The organism is Enterobacter sp. SORGH_AS_0287 (assembly GCF_031453695.1).
GTDB classification, from domain to species: Bacteria; Pseudomonadota; Gammaproteobacteria; order Enterobacterales; family Enterobacteriaceae; genus Enterobacter; species Enterobacter ludwigii.
In genome coordinates, this window is sequence record NZ_JAVIZW010000001.1 from 4,289,864 (window position 1) to 4,306,936 (window position 17,073).

Here is a 17,073-nt window from a genome sequence, read left to right on the forward strand (position 1 = left end):
GATCAGCCGCCCATTGAGCGAGTGGACGTGCCTGACGCGCTACGCTGCATGCTGGTCTGTTTCGCCACAGACTCACCGAACCCGCCACGGGTAATGGTGCTGGTGGTCGCGGGTTTCGGAGCCATCGCCGTTTTCGGTACGGTTACGGAGCGGCCAGGGGTGGCTGCGCCATAGCCTTTGCCGCTGGCATCGGTATATTGACCATAAGCCGGGCTGGCCGGGTTTTTCGAGCTAAACAGCGGCTGCTGCTGGTAACCCGCACCGCCACTCATCAGGCGGCCCATCATGTAACCTGCCATCAGCGGCATCCAGAAACTGCCGCTGGACTGGGCCTGTGCCTGGTTTTCAGGGGCCGTGCCTGCCTGAGCCGGTGCCTGCTGACACTGACCTTCACCGAACTCTGCTACGCAGTCTTCACGTGAAGCATATTTCGGAGCCGTACGTTCCGCCTCTTTCAGGGCGTTGGTATACGCCGTTTTACACTCTGCGGCGTTGCCGGTTGCAGCAGAACAGTCGTCCGCGTTTTGATAAAGCGAAACTGTTTCATCGCTTTTCTCACAGCCTGCAAGCATAAAGACAGCCGTGACGGCCAGCGCAACAGGGGTGAGATGACGCGCGTTCCAGCTTTTGCGGAACGAAGCGTGATTGATAGATTTTGTCCGTTTCATCGTTGTCTTCCTGGACCCAGTGGTAATAACGCTCAGGATAGAGGATGAGTGGTTGAAAATGAAGCGATGATGGCCGGAATGAGGGGGATCTTTACGTTGGCTTACGTTCAGGTGTGATTTGCGTACGCCCTCTCCCGAAAGGAGAGGGGTATGGCGAAGGCATCAGGCCGCAGTGGGCCCGATGACATGCTTAATTGCGGAACGGATTGTTACCGCTGCTGGCGGGGGCAGTCGTACGTGCGGCAGCTGGCTGCGCAGCAGGTGCAGCACCGTTACCGTTGAAGTTATCAACGGCGGCAACCTGCTCAGGGTTCTCTGGCGCAACATTTTCCGGAGAAGTAGAGACAGGTTTACCCAGGGTGCTGTTCAGCATCTGCAGATCCTGCTCGTTCAACGTACCCAGCGCCTGTTTGATGTTCAGCTGGTTAATCAGGTACTGGTAACGTGCGCTGGAGAGCTGCTGTTTCGCGTTGTACAGCGTGGTCGTTGCGTCCAGGACGTCAACGATGGTACGCGTACCCACGGAGTAACCCGCTTCCATGGCATCAAGAGAGCTCTGCGCAGACACAACGGCCTGTTTATAGGCGTTGATGCTGCTGATAGAGGCATTCACGTTGTTGAAGGACGAACGAACGGTCTGTACCACGTTGCGGTGGGCACTTTCCAGCTGTTCGCTCGCGCCAACAAAGTTGTACTGCGCCTGTTTCACCTGAGAGGTCACCTGGCCGCCCTGGTACAGTGGCAGCGAGAAGTTCAGACCCACTTTGTTCTGACCCATGTTGCTGTCGTCGTACTGGGAGGTGTTCGTTTTAGAACCACTGTAAGTGGTATCAGACACGCCGGTAGACGCGCTCAGGCTCAGGGTCGGCAGGTGGCCGTCCTGTGCCTGACGGATTTGCTCGCGGGCCAGATCCTGGCTCAGACGCGCCTGCAGTAACGTCAGGTTGCGGTTTTCCGCTTCTTTCAGCAGGGCGTTAACGGCCTGCGGTTTATCCGTTTTGAAGCTGTCGACGTTCAGAGACGCCAGCTCAGGGTAGTAATTCCCGGTAACCTGACGCAGGGATTCCAGCGCGTTATCGAGGTTGTTACGTGCGGTCACTTCGTTGGCCAGGACGCTATCGTATTGTGAACGGGCGTTCTGAACGTCAGTGATTGCCACCAGACCCACGTTGAAACGCTGGGTGGTTTGATCTAACTGGCGGTAAATCGCCTGTTTCTGCGCTTCGGTGTAGGAGAGCGAGTCGATTGCGCTCAGCACGTTGAAGTATGCGGTGGCGGTGTTCAGGATCAGCGTCTGCTGATCGGTCTGATACGTCACATCCTGGATGCCCGCGCTCTTTTCCTGCAGGGTCAGGGCACGCCATTTGGACATATCAAACAGCGTCTGTGTTAATTGCAGTGAGGCGCTGGTAGCATTGGAGTTAACGCCATTGGCGTCGCGGAAGCCGTTGCTGTAGGTATAATCTGCACCTAAACCTAACTGTGGCAGCAATGGGCTACGCGCTTCGTTAATCTTTTCAAACGCAGCATCACGATCGGCCGCTGATTTACGTAAATCAGGGTTGCCCAGACGTGCCTGCTGGTAGACCTGTAACAGGTTTTCCGCCTGGCTCATTGCACTGAAGCCCGTCAGGCTCAGGCCGATAAGGATGGGGAGCAATTTCTTCATTTGCATTCCTTGTTGTGAAGCAGTATTAGCGCTGATCTAATTAAAAAATAATTGCCGATTCTAACAGAATCTTCCATACCAAAAGGTTGGCGTTACGTGCCATCTGGCGGTAATTTGCACCAATCTACCATATAGCCTTACAAACGGCAGCCAAACAGCCTTGAAATTCATAATTTCATCACCATTGCTACCAGGACTCGACTCATGCAAAAACCAGAAAACTTGCCCGTGACATTCGCGAAAAACGATGTAGAAATTATTGCACGAGAAACGCTTTATAGCGGTTTTTTTTCAATGGAACTTTACCGTTTCAGGCATCGCCTGTTTAACGGCGAAATGAGCGGTGAAATCAGACGCGAAATTTTTGAGCGCGGGCATGCGGCAGTCTTGCTACCCTTTGACCCAGTGCGTGATGAAGTCGTGCTGGTGGAGCAGATCCGTATTGCCGCGTATGACGTCAGCGCCAGCCCCTGGTTGCTGGAGATGGTGGCCGGCATGATTGAAGAGGGCGAATCGGTCGAAGACGTTGCCCGCCGCGAGGCGCTGGAAGAGGCGGGGCTGGTGGTTGGCCGGACAAAACCGGTGCTGAGTTATCTGGCAAGCCCAGGCGGCACCAGCGAGCGCTTGTCCATTATGGTGGGCGAAGTGGACGCCACGACGGCGGAAGGGATCCACGGTCTGGCAGATGAAAACGAAGATATTCGGGTTCATGTGGTGAGTCGGGAGCAGGCTTATCAGTGGGTAGAAGAGGGGAAAATCGACAACGCAGCGTCTGTCATCGCTCTGCAATGGCTGCAACTGCATTATCAGACTTTACGAAACGAGTGGAAAAAATGAAGCGTTATACACCTGACTTCCCAGAAATGATGCGCCTGTGCGAAACCAATTTCGCACAATTGCGCCGCCTGCTGCCGAAAAACGACGCACCCGGCGAAACGGTGAGCTATCAGGTGAGCAACGCGCAGTATCGATTAACGATAACAGAATCAACGCGCTACACTACGCTTGTCGAAATTGAACAAACGGCGCCCAGCATTAGCTACTGGAGCCTGCCGTCGATGACGGTGCGCCTTTACCATGACGCGATGGTCGCTGAAGTGTGTTCAAGCCAGCAGATCTTTCGCTTCAAAGCGCGGTATGATTATCCGAATAAAAAGTTGCATCAACGCGACGAAAAGCATCAAATTAACCAGTTTTTAGCCGACTGGCTAAGATATTGTTTAGCACATGGAGCAATGGCGATTCCGGTTTGTTAGCGTCATAAACCTACCTAAGGACACCATTTGGAAAGCCTGTTGAACCTGACTGTTGCTGGTGGGGCACCAGTCAGGATATTACAAATCACCGATACCCACCTTTTTGCCGAAAAGCATGAAACTCTGCTTGGGGTGAATACCTGGGAGAGCTATCAGGCGGTACTTAGCGCCATTCACGCTGAAAATCGCCCATGCGATCTGATTGTCGCGACGGGCGATCTGGCGCAGGACCAATCCTCCGCGGCCTACCAGCATTTCGCTGAAGGCATCGCGAGTTTTAGCGTGCCTTGCGTCTGGCTACCGGGAAACCACGATTTCCAGCCTGCCATGTACAGCTCGCTGCAGGATGCGGGGATCTCTCCGGCAAAATGTGTTTTTGTGGGTGAGCACTGGCAGATCCTGCTGCTGGACAGCCAGGTCTTTGGCGTCCCACACGGTGAGTTAAGCGACTTTCAACTCGACTGGCTTGAGACCAAACTGTCTGCCGAACCTGAACGTCATACGCTGCTGTTGCTGCATCATCATCCTTTGCCGGCGGGCTGTAGCTGGCTTGATCAACACAGCCTGCGTAACTCTGCTGCGCTGGACAGAGTGCTGGCGAAATTCCCGCGGGTGCAGAATCTCCTGTGCGGACACATTCATCAGGAACAGGATCTCGACTGGAATGGCCGCCGACTGCTGGCCACGCCCTCGACCTGCGTTCAGTTCAAGCCGCATTGCGCAAACTTTACCCTGGACACCATCGCACCGGGCTGGCGCTGGCTCGAACTGCATCCCGATGGCCTGCTCACCACGGAAGTCTGCCGTTTAACCGGCGCAAAATTCCGCCCGGACACCGCTTCAGAAGGCTATTGATGTCTACGCTCCTCTATCTGCACGGATTCAACAGTTCGCCACGTTCTGCGAAAGCGACGCAGTTTCGCCAGTGGCTGAGCGAACATCACCCGCACGTTGAGATGATTATCCCTCAACTGCCGCCTTACCCGGCGGAAGCCGCAGAAATGCTGGAATCGGTAGTGATGGAACACGGCGGCGAATCGTTCGGCGTGGTCGGTTCTTCGCTGGGCGGATATTACGCCACCTGGCTCTCGCAATGTTTTATGCTGCCTGCGGTGGTGGTTAACCCGGCGGTTCGGCCATTTGAGCTGCTGCAGGACTTTCTCGGGCAAAACGAGAACCCCTACACCGGCCAACAATATGTGCTAGAGTCACGCCATATTTACGATCTCAAAGTTATGCAGGTAGACCCGCTTGAAGCGCCCGATCTTATCTGGTTGCTGCAACAGACGGGTGATGAAGTGCTGGATTACCGCCAGGCAGTGGCGTATTACGCATCCTGCCGCCAGACTATAGAAGAAGGCGGAAACCATGCTTTCACGGGCTTTGAGAATCATTTCACCCAGATTGTCGATTTTCTTGGACTGCACAGCCACTGACAATCAATGCGAACTGCTAGTTTAAATCATGACGCAAACCTATAACGCTGATGCCATTGAGGTACTCACCGGGCTTGAGCCGGTTCGCCGCCGCCCTGGGATGTACACCGATACGACACGCCCAAACCATCTGGGCCAGGAAGTTATTGATAACAGTGTGGATGAAGCGCTGGCTGGCCATGCCAAACGCGTCGACGTCATCCTCCATGCCGATCAGTCGCTGGAAGTCATCGACGACGGACGCGGCATGCCGGTGGATATCCACCCGGAAGAGGGTGTGCCAGCCGTTGAGTTGATCCTCTGTCGTCTTCATGCGGGCGGTAAGTTCTCCAACAAAAACTACCAGTTCTCGGGTGGTTTGCACGGCGTGGGGATCTCCGTGGTTAACGCCCTGTCGAGACGCGTGGAAGTCAACGTCCGCCGCGACGGTCAGGTGTATAACATCGCCTTTGAAAACGGCGAGAAGGTGCAGGATCTGCAGGTCGTCGGCACGTGCGGCAAGCGCAATACCGGAACCAGCGTCCACTTCTGGCCTGACGAAAGCTTCTTCGACAGTCCTCGTTTCTCTGTTTCACGCCTGACGCACCTGCTGAAAGCCAAAGCGGTACTGTGCCCTGGCGTAGAAATTACCTTTAAAGATAACGTCAACAACACCGAACAGACCTGGCGCTATGAAGACGGTCTGAACGACTATCTGTGCGAAGCCGTTAACGGCCTGCCAACCCTGCCGGAAAAACCGTTTGTCGGTAATTTCACCGGTGATACGGAAGCGGTGGACTGGGCGCTGTTGTGGCTGCCGGAAGGCGGCGAGCTGCTGACCGAAAGCTACGTCAACCTGATCCCGACCATGCTTGGCGGTACGCACGTCAACGGTCTGCGTCAGGGGTTGCTGGATGCAATGCGCGAGTTCTGCGAATACCGCAACATTCTGCCCCGCGGCGTGAAGCTGTCGGCGGAAGATATCTGGGATCGCTGCGCCTACGTCCTGTCGGTGAAGATGCAGGATCCACAGTTCGCCGGTCAGACCAAAGAACGTTTGTCCTCACGTCAGTGTGCAGCGTTCGTCTCCGGCGTGGTCAAAGATGCTTTCACCCTGTGGCTGAACCAGAACGTACAGGCCGCCGAGATGCTGGCAGAAATGGCCATTTCCAGCGCCCAGCGACGCCTGCGTGCTGCCAAGAAGGTGGTGCGTAAAAAACTGACCAGTGGCCCGGCGCTTCCGGGCAAGCTGGCGGACTGTACCGCGCAGGATCTGAACCGCACCGAGCTGTTCCTCGTGGAAGGGGACTCGGCAGGGGGCTCTGCCAAGCAGGCGCGCGATCGTGAATATCAGGCGATCATGCCGCTCAAGGGTAAGATCCTGAACACCTGGGAAGTGTCGTCGGATGAAGTGCTGGCCTCGCAGGAAGTGCATGATATCTCCGTTGCGATCGGTATCGATCCGGACAGCGACGATCTGAGCCAGCTGCGCTACGGTAAGATCTGTATCCTCGCGGATGCGGACTCCGATGGGCTGCACATCGCTACGCTGCTGTGCGCGCTGTTTGTGAAGCACTTCAGGACGCTGGTGAAAAACGGTCACGTCCATGTGGCGCTGCCGCCGCTCTACCGTATCGACCTCGGCAAAGAAGTTTACTACGCGCTGACGGAAGAGGAAAAAGCGGGCGTACTGGAACAGCTCAAGCGTAAAAAGGGCAAACCGAACGTGCAGCGCTTTAAAGGGCTGGGCGAGATGAACCCGATGCAGTTGCGCGAAACCACGCTGGATCCAAACACCCGCCGCCTGGTGCAATTGACCATCAGCGACGAAGACGAACAGCAAACCAACGCCATGATGGATATGCTGCTTGCCAAGAAGCGTTCGGAAGACCGACGCAACTGGCTGCAGGAAAAAGGCGATATGGCGGATATTGAGGCCTGATGCCCTCTCTTTACTCCTCTCCCACCGGGAGAGGGGATGGAACGAAGGCCCGGTAGGCGCTAGCGCCACCGGGCTTTTTTACATCAAAATTCCATCTTCACCGTAAACTGCACTTCACGCGGATCGCCTGGCTGGTTGCCGAGGTTATTGGTCGCAATCGACGAGGTGTAGTAGGTCTTATCAAACAGGTTCTTCACGTTGACCTGCAGCGTCACCGGATACTGTAGCTTCATTTTATAGGCCGCAAAGGCATCAGCAACAACGTACCCTGGCAAATAATAATCCGCACCGTTGGTCGCGGAGCGACGGCTCACGCCGTGTCCACCGCCGCCGATTGTCAGGGTATTCCCGCCGATGACGTTGTGAATATCGTACGTCAGGAACAGCGAACCGGTATGGCGCGGCACGTTTGGTAGCGGTTTGCCGGCGTAGTCCGGGTCTTCCAGCACTTTCGCATCGGTGTAGCCATAGCTGGCAATAATATTGGTGTTCTCGGTCAGAGAGCCAGCCAGATCCACTTCCACACCCTGCGAGCGCACGCGGCCAGCGGTTTTAGCAATGTTTTCACCCGCCACGCTTTCGGTGTACAGCACGTTGCGCTTGTGGATATCAAACAGCGCGATGTTGGCGGTAATGCCGTTGAACAGGTCAAATTTAGCGCCGACTTCGTAGGCATTGGACGTTTCTGGCGGCAGGTCGCCAATGTAGCTCGCGATGGACGATTGCGGCATAAACGTCTGGGCGTAGTTCGCAAACAGCGAGACGGATGGCGTGAGCTTGTAGACCAGCCCCAGCTTCGGCGTCCACTGCTCGTCGCGGCTGTCGGTATTGACGTTGAACGGCCGGCCCTTGCCCGCGTACTGGGTGTAATACTGATAACGCAGCCCCGCGACGGCAATCCATTTATCCGTCAGGTACAGGGCGTCCTGAGCATAAGCGGAGTAACTCTCCTGCTTGAGCGTCTGATCGCTGTCCGCGGCGGAAACGGTCGTACACTTGCTCAGATTGCCGTAAGACGGATGGTAAATATTGAAATCTTTTACATTCTTACAGCGAATCATATCCGTGCGCAGCAGGTCGTAATTCTCATACGACACGCCGGTCAGGATCTCATTGTAAAAGCCCGCGATATCCACGTTCCCCTGCAGGTCTGCACGGGTGGAATGCATGCGCTGCGTTGATCCTTGCGTCGCATCGACACGACGGGTCAGGTTGCCGGTTTTCGCGTCATAGGCCATCACCCGCGCCTGGTTATCGCTGTATTTATCCTGGCTGTAGCTGTAATCGAACTTCGCCGTCCACTGGCTGTTAAGGCGGTATTCCGCGTTGAGCTGCGCCAGATCGGACTGGCCATCGGTAATGTTGAACGGCTCGTCAAAGCGGGTTTTACGGTCAACATTCACCGGCTGTTTGGTCGTGAGATCGAAGATCGTGCCGCGATCGAACGGCGTCTTATAATCACGATGTGAATAGAGCACGGTCACGGTGGCGTCATCACCAAACCAGGTCAGCGAGGGCGCGATAAAGGTACTGCGCGCCTTGCCGAAACTTCGCCAGTGTAATCTTCGTCCTGGTACTCGCCCGTCAGGCGGTAAGCCAGGCGCGTTCCTTCAATGGGACCCGTGACATCGACCTGGCCGGTACCGCCGCCAAAACTTGAGGAGGTGCCCGAGATCGAACCGCCAAACTGTTTTTCCGGACGTCGGGTGACTACATTGATAAGCCCTCCCGGATCGAGGATGCCGTACAGCGTTGAGGCCGGTCCCTTGAGGACTTCCACACGCTCGGTGGCCGCGTTAAAGCTGCGCGGCAGCACGGTGCGCAGGCCGTTGGTCATGATTGAACCGTCGCGGTTCGCGCCAAATCCACGGCGTACAAACGCATCCTGCGTGCCGCCCAGCGTGTTGGTCTGCACCACGTTACTGACGTTATAGAGAGCCTCATCCAGCGTAGTAGCGTGCTGATCTTCCAGCACTTTATCGCTGACAGTATTTACCACCTGCGGGATATCCAGCATCGGCATGTTGGTCAGTGTGGCGGTGGAGGTGTTCAGCGGCTGATAGCCGTTGGTGGCATCGGCCACGGCATTAGGATCGGCGGTGACGGTAAGCGTTTCACCGTCCTGAGCCGCAGTGTTGTCTGCTGCCTGCACCAGCGGCGCCATAAACAGCAGTGAAAAGAGCGCGCGCCCTTTTACCCCAGAGAGCGAAGGAGTGAACGTAGCCATTACATCTGTTTTCCCGAAATATCCCGCGAATGAAGCGTCACGGAAGAATGTGTGAGTCATTGCCCTTTACGGTCTGCTCGTTAGCCATCGCTGGCATCGAACATGTAATTGAGAATCATTCAATCATGCACTGATGTAGTAGTAAATGGAAAAAAGCAAAAATCAACTACAGCAGCATGTCCTCTCTGGTACTTAGCGTGGTAAGTAATTAACTTGTTGAAAATAAACTAATTAATGCGTTTAGCGGTTTTCCCGTTCCTGCACGATAACCCTGGGGTTTTAAGGGTGTTTCTTCTCTTGACTACTACATGACGCAGCGGCAAACTCTCAAAAGAGAATGAGTTTTATTTTTATTTGTTAGTTTTTTATTAAGTTGGCGTTCACGTGGCTCACAACACGAATAAGTCAGGGCTGGTTCTTGAAAACCTCTCTGCTGGCTATCAGAAAAAAATCATCGTCGATGAGATCTCGCTTGCGATCCCCCCACAGAAAATAACCGTTCTGGTGGGCGCGAACGGCTGTGGAAAATCCACGCTGCTGAGCACGATCGCACGTTTGCTGCAACCTCTCGGGGGAGCTGCGCTGCTGGATGGCAAAGCCATTCACCAACAGCCAACCAAAGCGGTCGCCCGTCAGCTGGGCATTCTGCCGCAGTCACCGCTGTTGCCGGAAGGGTTAACCGTGTTTGAGCTGGTTTCGCGCGGGCGTTTCCCCTGGCAAAATTTTATGCGCCAGTGGAGTGACGAAGACGAGCAGGCCGTGGAAGAGGCACTGCGCCTGACCGGTACGGCGGAGTTTGCCCATTTGCCGGTGGAAAGCCTTTCCGGCGGCCAGCGTCAGCGCTGCTGGATTGCGATGGCGCTGGCACAGCAAACGCCCTATATCCTGCTCGACGAGCCGACAACGTTTCTTGACCTCCGCTATCAGGTGGAAATCCTTGAACTGCTGCATACGCTGACCCGCCAGCACGGGCGCACCGTCGTGGTGGTGCTGCACGATCTTAACTTCGCGGTGAACTACGGTGATTCCCTGGTCTTTTTACGCCAGGGGAAAGTCGAGGGCGTGCTTCACGAGGGCGATACCTGTACGCCGGAACTGATCAAAGCGGTGTTTAAGGTTGACGTACATATGTCAGTTAATCCGCTCACCGGCAAACCGTTCTTCATGCCGTTTCGCAGGGTCGCAGAAAAATCATGATGCGAACGTCACTGGCTTTTCTGCTCTTTGCGCTGCTGCTGGTGATGGGCGCAATTGCACATTTGGGCACGGGCGCGCGCGTTATTTCTCCCCTGACGGTCGTGCAGGCTTTTGTCGATTTCGACCCGCGCAATTTCGACCATAACATCATTATCAGGCTGCGCCTGTTACGCCTCCTTGCGGCCATGCTGACCGGCGCTGCACTTGGCGTGGCAGGCGTCTTGCTGCAGTCCGTTATCCGTAACCCGCTGGGTGAGCCACATATTCTGGGGCTGAATGCCGGCGCCGCGCTGGCTGTCGTGCTGACAAGCGCACTCGGGTTCACCCTGCCGTTTGGTCGCCCGCTGATTGCCGCCACCGGCGCCGCCGGGCTGTTTCTGCTGGTACTGATGCTCTCCTCTTCGGGACGCACCGGGTTGACGCCGATGAAAGTTACCTTGTGCGGGGTGGCGATGTCGGCGTTCGCCTCCTCGATTACCGCCACGGTCCTGATCCTTGATGAGCAGACGCTTCTCGCCTTACGCACCTGGCTGGCGGGGGATTTGGCCGGGATAACAGAAGGGACGCTTCGCAGCGCTTCGTGGGCCGCTGGCGCGGGTTTCGCCCTTGCGCTCTGGCTGTCGCCGTCACTCAATATGCTGGCACTGGGAGACCGGATGGCCCAGGGGCTTGGCGTATCGCTTCTCAGGACGCGCCTGTTCGCGCTGCTGGCAATCGCGCTGCTGTGTGGCGCGGCAGTCTCCGTTGCCGGGCCGATTGGTTTTATTGGCCTCGTGGTGCCACAGCTGATACGGCGTCTGGTGACGGTGGATCTGCGCGTGATGGTGCCGCTTTCAGCCCTGTGTGGAGGGTTGGTTTTGCTGCTGGCGGATCTCGCCGCCCGCACGCTGTTTACCCCTAATGAACTGGCGACCGGCATTATGACCGCGCTGGTCGGTGCTCCCGTCTTTATCTTTATGGCCTCGAGGGCGTTCAAATGAGCCGGGCCGGACTGCGCGCGTTGCGTATTGGCACCTTTTCAACGCTGGTACGCCCGAGGGCGCTGGCCTGCCTTGCGCTGATTTCGCTCGCGGCCTTTATCCTGCTCGGGTTTGGCCTGACGCACGGCTCGCTGCCGATCCCGACGTCGGCCATCGGACGGGCGCTGTTGTATCCGCAAAATCTGGAGGCGGATACGCGCTACATCGTGATGGATATCCGTCTGCCGCGTCTGCTGATGGCGGTGTTATGCGGTGCCATGCTCGGTATGGCGGGGGCAGCGATGCAGTCTGTCACCCGTAATGGCCTTGCCGACCCGGGGCTTATCGGCGTGAAAGAGGGATGTAGCGCGGCGGTGCTGGTGCTGATTTTTCAGTTCCCGGCGCTCAGCCTGGCCTGGCGACCGCTGGCGGGAATGGCGGGGGGCATACTCACCGCGCTGCTGGTGGTGGCGCTGGCGCGCGATATTTCGCGGCCGCGATTTATCCTGACGGGGATCGGTGTTTCCTGGGCGTTTGCCGCGGCAATGGGGGTCTTTATGACCACCGCCGACGTGCGTGACGTGCAGACGGCGATGCTGTGGCTGGCGGGAAGCCTGCATGCAGCAAACTGGACGCTGGTGGGCATTGCGGCAGCCTGGACGCTGCCGGCATTTGCGCTATTGCTGTTGACCGCGCGCGCCGCAGACGTGGCCCTGATGGGCAACCCCACCGCAACGGGGCTTGGCGTACACACCTCACGGCTGGCGCTGCTGCGTGTGCTTGCCCCGGTGGTGCTGACTGCGGCCTGCGTCTCCTGCGTGGGCAGTATCGGTTTTGTGGGACTGATTGCGCCACATATGGCACGCCTGCTGCTGCGCGGCGGACAAACCGCGCTGCTGACGGGAAGTGCCGTGCTGGGGGCGCTGCTGGTTCTGCTGGCAGATAACGTCGGACGTCTGGCTTTCCTGCCGCTGCAGCTGCCGGCAGGCGTAGTCATTTCATTGATTGGCGGACCGTTTTTCCTGTTGCTGCTCTGGCAGCGACGGGACAGATTTTAGGGGATGGTGATGCGTATACTTTTTTCGATGTTGTTGCTGGTGGGGTTTACCGTGAGTGCGGCGGAGCCGACGCAGACGTTTACCGACGATCTGAACCGCAAGGTGACTGTGCCCCTTCACCCAAAGCGGATTGTCTCGCTGCACGATCTGGATATCACCATTCCGCTGATTGAGCTCGGCGTGCCGCCAGTGGCAAGCCACGGGCGCACGCGGCCGGACGGTAGCCATTTTCTGCGCGCCAGCGGCATGCTGACGGGCGTTGATTTTGATAACGCCGACATCAAATTTATCGGCTCCGCGGATATCGACATCGAGGCCATCGCCGCTGCAAAGCCGGATCTGATCATCACCGAACCGACCCGTAACACGCCGGTTGAACAGCTGGAGAAAATTGCCCCGACGGTGAGTATCGATCATCTCGATGGCGGCGCGCCGGAGATCTACCGCAAGCTGGCACAGCTCACGGGCACTGAAGCCCGGCTGAAGATCCTTGAACGTCGCTATCAGGAGCAGATTAACGCCCTGAAAGCGACCATCGACACCCGCAACATCACCGTGTCGGTGATACAGGCCAACCAGGGCAAAATCAACGCCATGCACAGCTACCACTCGCTGGGGCGCGTGCTGCGTGACGCAGGATTCACATTCCCGCCGCTGATTGAGTCCATCCCTGACGGCGGTCGAATTGACGTCAGCGCCGAGCGTCTGCCCGAGCTGGATGCAGATTTTGTCTTTGCCACCTGGCGCGGGGATACCGGCGGCAAACCGCAGGATGAGCTGGCAGCGATGGATGCCGTGATGCCTGGCTGGTGTCAGTTCCTCAATGCCTGTCGCACCGGCCACTACATACTGATCTCCCGTGAAGAGGCCATCTCGAACTCCTTTGCCTCCTTAGGCCTGATGGCCGCCCAGGTGCAGTCGCAGATTGCCGGTCGACCGCTGCCGGAGGCGTCACAGTGATCAGAAAAGACAAAGCCCGGGTTGATGTCTATGGCGACCGCTTTCGCTCGCGGGCGCACCAGCTCACGCCGCGCCTGCTGCAGGTTGCGCGTTACATCAATGAAAACCGCGAAGCGGTGATGGAGCAGACGGCGATGGAGATTGCCGCGTTGCTGAAAACCTCGGACGCTACGGTGGTTCGCGCCATTCAGGCTCTTGGCTTTGCCGGGCTGCGTGACCTGAAGCAGACTCTGGAGCAGTGGTTTGGGCCGGTGGTCTCCTCCAGCGAAAAAATGTCCACCACGGTGAATACGCTCACCAGCGACGTGAACGCGAGCATCGATTTTGTGCTGGAAGGGCATCAGCATACCTGTGACGTGCTATCCGAGCCGCACAACCGCTACGCAATGGCGCAGGCGGTTTCGTTGCTGGCGCAGGCACGTCAGGTCGCGATCTTTGGGATTGGGGCTTCCGGCATTCTGGCCGAGTACACTTCCCGGCTGTTCAGCCGTATCGGCCTGCCCGCTATTGCGCTCAACCGTACCGGCATTGGTCTGGCAGAGCAGTTGATTGCCTTACAGCGCGGCGACGTGCTGGTGATGATGGCGCAAAAATCGGCCCACCGGGAAGGACAAACCACGCTGCGTGAAGCGAAACGGCTGGGTATTCCCACGATATTGCTGACCAATGCTACGGACTCGCGCTTCAGCAAAGAGGCCAGCGTGGTGATCCACGTTCCGCGCGGCGGTGAAAAGGGCAAAATTCCGCTCCACGGCACGGTGCTGCTGTGTCTGGAGATGATTATTTTATCTGTAGCGTCAACGGAGCCCCAGCGCACCATCAGGTCGATGAAGCGCATTAACGAATTTCATCGCGGGTTAAAACCGGGCAAGAAGAGCGGGTGAGGGGTTCACGCCGCGCCATGATTTTTCCGGTACTGCAGCGGCGTCTCACCAATCCCTTTTTTAAAGGCGCTGATAAACCACGTCACATCTGAAAATCCCACCCGCGCGGCAATCTCACGCACGCTGGCATCGCTGTGCAGTAAGTACTCGCAGGCTTTTCGCAGCCGTAGCGTATTCAGATAGTCGTGGATCTTCTCGCCTGTTTCCGCATGGAATTTTCGCGATACATAGCTGCGTGATTTCCCCAGCTCAGCCGCCAGCGCATCCAGGCGAAATTTCTCCCGATAGTGCTCATCCAGCCAGAACATCACCTGGCTTGCCACGCCCTGACTGCTCCCCGGGGCACCGTCGTTATCATCCGGCAGCATGGCAAACAGGCTAATCAACAGCCCGGCAATGTTTTCGCTGTTCAGCGGCGGCTGATAACAGCCAAGAAGATAATCGATATGCTTCTGGCAATGCGCCAGGTCAGCGACCCAGGCCTCGCCGCCACGACGAGACAGCTTCTGCAGACGCTGCTGAGCCTGCGGAAAATCACGCAGGGTTTTCAGTACGGCATGCTGGTCGAGATGAATAATGGTGCGCCTGTAAAGGGCTTCTGCCTTCTCGTCCACCATCACCTTATGCAGGGTAAACGGTGGGAAGAAAAACAGCCGCCCGGGGCGCATGGTGTAATGACGGTTATCGACAATCGCCACGCCAAAGCCTTCTTCCACATAGAGAATTTCCAGACACTGATGCCAGTGGTGATAGCGCACCGTATTGGCGAACAGGCGGCTAAACGACACCACGGTGTCATTTAAGGTAATCAGCTCCAGATGATCGGATGTTGGCGTGTCGCGCATAGTGCAATAAAACTCAACTTTTTCCCGTCAGAATCTCTTTATAAACCACCTTTTTAAATTTTCTTAACTGCGGGTTTATTCATCGCTCTTAGCTGTGACATGGCTAACATTTCTGCCCCGTGTGGATTCACTATGCTTTGCCGCAGTTGATTACGAGGGTGAGCGTATGTGGGCGGCAAATAAAGAAAAATCAAATCCGTTGTCTTCACGCCAGGATATCGTGGCGTCATTGAATACCCTGTTGAGTGCGCTGGATAAGGCGTTTGCGCCGGGCAGTTCACGATTTTCGCTGGGTGAAACCTGTGCGCATTACAGCACGGATATCGCGCAGATGGAGGGACTCTCACGTGCGTTATGGGGGCTGTTTCCGCTGCTGGCATCCGGCGATGCCAGCCCCTTTTGCGAAAAATACCTTACCGCGATCAAACTTGGCACCGATCCGCACAGTGACGGTTACTGGGGCGAAACCGGCCCCTACGATCAGCGTCTGGTCGAAATGGCGGCCTACGGTCTGGGGCTTGCCCTGCTGGGGGATAAACTCACCGCGCACTTTACCCGGCGCGAGGTCATGAACCTGCACGCATGGCTCAACCAGATCGCCCATGCGCAAATGCCGGACAGCAACTGGAACTACTTTGCCATTATGGTGCAGCTCGGTTTTAAGCGCGCCGGGCTGCCGTATGACCAGACGGCGATTGACCGACGGTTTGCGATGATGGAGGCCTATTATCTGGGCGATGGCTGGTATTCCGACGGGCCGGGGCGGCCGAAAGACTATTACATCTCGATGGCATTCCATTTCTACGGCCTGATTTACGCCACCCTGAGCGGTGACGAGGAGAGGGCGCAGGTGCTGCGAGCGCGTTCGCGTCTGTTCGCCGAAGACTTTATCTACTGGTCAGCCGCCGACGGTGCCTCGGTACCGTTTGGTCGCAGCCTGACCTATCGCTTTGCAATGGTCGCCTTCTGGAGTGCGGTCGCCTTTTCCGGTCTGGAGGTGTTCACGCCGGGGATTGTGAAGGGCATCGTGCTGCGCCATCTGCGCTGGTGGCAGCAACAGCCCATCACCGATCGGGACGGCATTCTGACCCTCGGTTTTGCTTATCCGAACCTGGCGATGTGTGAGGACTATAACGCCCCCGGCTCGCCATACTGGGCGCTGAAAACCTACCTGATTCTGGCGATGCCGGAGGACCATCCGTTCTGGCAGGCTGAAGAGCAGCCGCTGCCCGCGCTTGCGGAAAAACGCGTCATCCCGCATGCACAGCAGATCCTGATGCATGCCGGTCAGTCGCAGCACGTCACCCTGCTTACCGCCGGGCAGCTTGAGCTGAATAACTACGTGAATACGGAAGCCAAATACACCAAATTTGCCTACTCCAGCCGCTTTGGTTTCACGATTGAGCGCGGAAGGTTTGGCCTGAAACATGCCGCCTGCGACTCCATGCTGCTGCTGGCAGACGGGGATAACTATTTCCGCGGTCGCCGCGAATGTGAAGCGGTGCGGGTCACTGAAGATTATCTCTACTCACGCTGGTCTCCGTGGCATGACGTCCATATCGAGACCTGGCAAGTGCCGTTTGGTGAGTGGCACCTGCGACTGCACCGTATCAACAGCGCCCGTCGACTGAATACGGCGGAGGGCGGTTTTGCGGTGATGGACACTGAACCGCAGATCCGTGAGAACGGATGCTGGCTTGTCGCCGGTAACGGCACCAGCGTGCTGGTCGATCTCTCTCCGGTGATTAACCGTGAACCGGACAGCATTGTCACACCGCCGAACAGCAGCATTATGTTCCCGGAATGCGCTGCCATTCCGCTGTTGAAAACCACGCTTGCGCAGGGGGAGAGCTGGCTCTGTTGTGCCGCCGTCGCCGGCGAAAGCCAGCCGGTTATGGCAGTCCCACAACTGAATATCAGCGAGAACCGGGTTGTTATCCGCGAGCCCGGCAGTGAGCGACAGCTGTCGTTCTCATTATAAAAACTCTGACCC

At 57.0% G+C, this 17,073-nt stretch carries 14 protein-coding genes and 1 pseudogene; 11 read left to right on the plus strand and 4 right to left on the minus strand.

All coding sequences use genetic code 11. The features are described from left to right. Positions 1 to 2: 2 nt before the first annotated feature. Both QE396_RS20480 and tolC read right to left on the minus strand, forming a co-directional pair. The gene (locus tag QE396_RS20480; protein ID WP_014171645.1) at positions 3 to 668 is read right to left on the minus strand and encodes a DUF1190 family protein; all 666 of its coding nucleotides are present in this window, start codon (positions 666 to 668) and stop codon (positions 3 to 5) included. A gap of 190 nt (positions 669 to 858) precedes the next feature. Then, complete coding sequence (tolC, locus tag QE396_RS20485; RefSeq protein WP_020883637.1) at positions 859 to 2,337, minus strand: outer membrane channel protein TolC; 1,479 nt, start codon at positions 2,335 to 2,337, stop codon at positions 859 to 861. 204 nt (positions 2,338 to 2,541) lie between these two features. On the opposite strand from tolC, the gene nudF reads away from it, so the two are divergent. The 5 genes from nudF to parE are packed head-to-tail and all read left to right on the plus strand — an operon-like array spanning position 2,542 to position 6,950. Beyond that, positions 2,542 to 3,174, plus strand: a complete 633-nt coding sequence (nudF, locus tag QE396_RS20490) for an ADP-ribose diphosphatase (protein WP_014171643.1) — start codon at positions 2,542 to 2,544, stop codon at positions 3,172 to 3,174. After that, positions 3,171 to 3,593, plus strand: coding sequence for a DUF1249 family protein (locus QE396_RS20495; protein ID WP_014833293.1), 423 nt, complete (start codon positions 3,171 to 3,173; stop codon positions 3,591 to 3,593). The genes nudF and QE396_RS20495 overlap by 4 nt, the downstream gene beginning before the upstream one ends. 27 nt (positions 3,594 to 3,620) lie before the next feature. Then, entirely contained in the window at positions 3,621 to 4,448 is an 828-nt protein-coding gene (gene cpdA, locus QE396_RS20500) for a 3',5'-cyclic-AMP phosphodiesterase (protein WP_020883638.1), read from the plus strand. Next, positions 4,448 to 5,029 (plus strand): esterase YqiA, encoded by a 582-nt coding sequence (gene yqiA, locus QE396_RS20505; protein ID WP_020883639.1) that lies wholly within the window; start codon positions 4,448 to 4,450, stop codon positions 5,027 to 5,029. Before cpdA ends, yqiA begins: the two co-directional genes overlap by 1 nt. Positions 5,030 to 5,057: 28 nt before the next feature. Beyond that, a complete protein-coding gene (gene parE, locus QE396_RS20510; protein ID WP_020883640.1) occupies positions 5,058 to 6,950 on the plus strand; it encodes a DNA topoisomerase IV subunit B in 1,893 nt (630 codons plus the stop codon). Between the two features lie 83 nt (positions 6,951 to 7,033). Here the strand turns inward: parE and QE396_RS20515 are convergent. After that, positions 7,034 to 9,177: pseudogene (locus tag QE396_RS20515) on the minus strand (TonB-dependent siderophore receptor). 384 nt (positions 9,178 to 9,561) lie between these two features. Here QE396_RS20515 and QE396_RS20520 point away from each other — a divergent pair. Genes QE396_RS20520 through QE396_RS20540 form a run of 5 tightly spaced genes read left to right on the plus strand, consistent with a single transcriptional unit; the run spans position 9,562 to position 14,235 of the window. Beyond that, a complete protein-coding gene (locus QE396_RS20520) occupies positions 9,562 to 10,374 on the plus strand; it encodes an ABC transporter ATP-binding protein (protein ID WP_309952305.1) in 813 nt (270 codons plus the stop codon). Then, positions 10,371 to 11,354 carry an iron ABC transporter permease gene (locus tag QE396_RS20525; protein ID WP_020883643.1) on the plus strand — a complete coding sequence of 328 codons (984 nt, stop codon included), beginning with the start codon at positions 10,371 to 10,373 and terminating at the stop codon, positions 11,352 to 11,354. Before QE396_RS20520 ends, QE396_RS20525 begins: the two co-directional genes overlap by 4 nt. Then, a complete protein-coding gene (locus QE396_RS20530; protein ID WP_020883644.1) occupies positions 11,351 to 12,391 on the plus strand; it encodes an iron ABC transporter permease in 1,041 nt (346 codons plus the stop codon). The genes QE396_RS20525 and QE396_RS20530 overlap by 4 nt, the downstream gene beginning before the upstream one ends. Before the next feature lie 9 nt (positions 12,392 to 12,400). Next, positions 12,401 to 13,351 carry an iron-siderophore ABC transporter substrate-binding protein gene (locus QE396_RS20535; protein WP_020883645.1) on the plus strand — a complete coding sequence of 317 codons (951 nt, stop codon included), beginning with the start codon at positions 12,401 to 12,403 and terminating at the stop codon, positions 13,349 to 13,351. Next, the gene (locus QE396_RS20540) at positions 13,348 to 14,235 is read left to right on the plus strand and encodes a MurR/RpiR family transcriptional regulator (protein ID WP_020883646.1); all 888 of its coding nucleotides are present in this window, start codon (positions 13,348 to 13,350) and stop codon (positions 14,233 to 14,235) included. The genes QE396_RS20535 and QE396_RS20540 overlap by 4 nt, the downstream gene beginning before the upstream one ends. 5 nt (positions 14,236 to 14,240) lie before the next feature. On the opposite strand, the gene QE396_RS20545 is transcribed toward QE396_RS20540, so the two are convergent. Beyond that, positions 14,241 to 15,080 carry an AraC family transcriptional regulator gene (locus QE396_RS20545; protein ID WP_020883647.1) on the minus strand — a complete coding sequence of 280 codons (840 nt, stop codon included), beginning with the start codon at positions 15,078 to 15,080 and terminating at the stop codon, positions 14,241 to 14,243. A 166-nt stretch (positions 15,081 to 15,246) separates the two neighbouring features. Here QE396_RS20545 and QE396_RS20550 point away from each other — a divergent pair, with 166 nt between their 5' ends. Next, a complete protein-coding gene (locus QE396_RS20550) occupies positions 15,247 to 17,061 on the plus strand; it encodes a DUF2264 domain-containing protein (protein WP_020883648.1) in 1,815 nt (604 codons plus the stop codon). Positions 17,062 to 17,073: the final 12 nt, after the last annotated feature.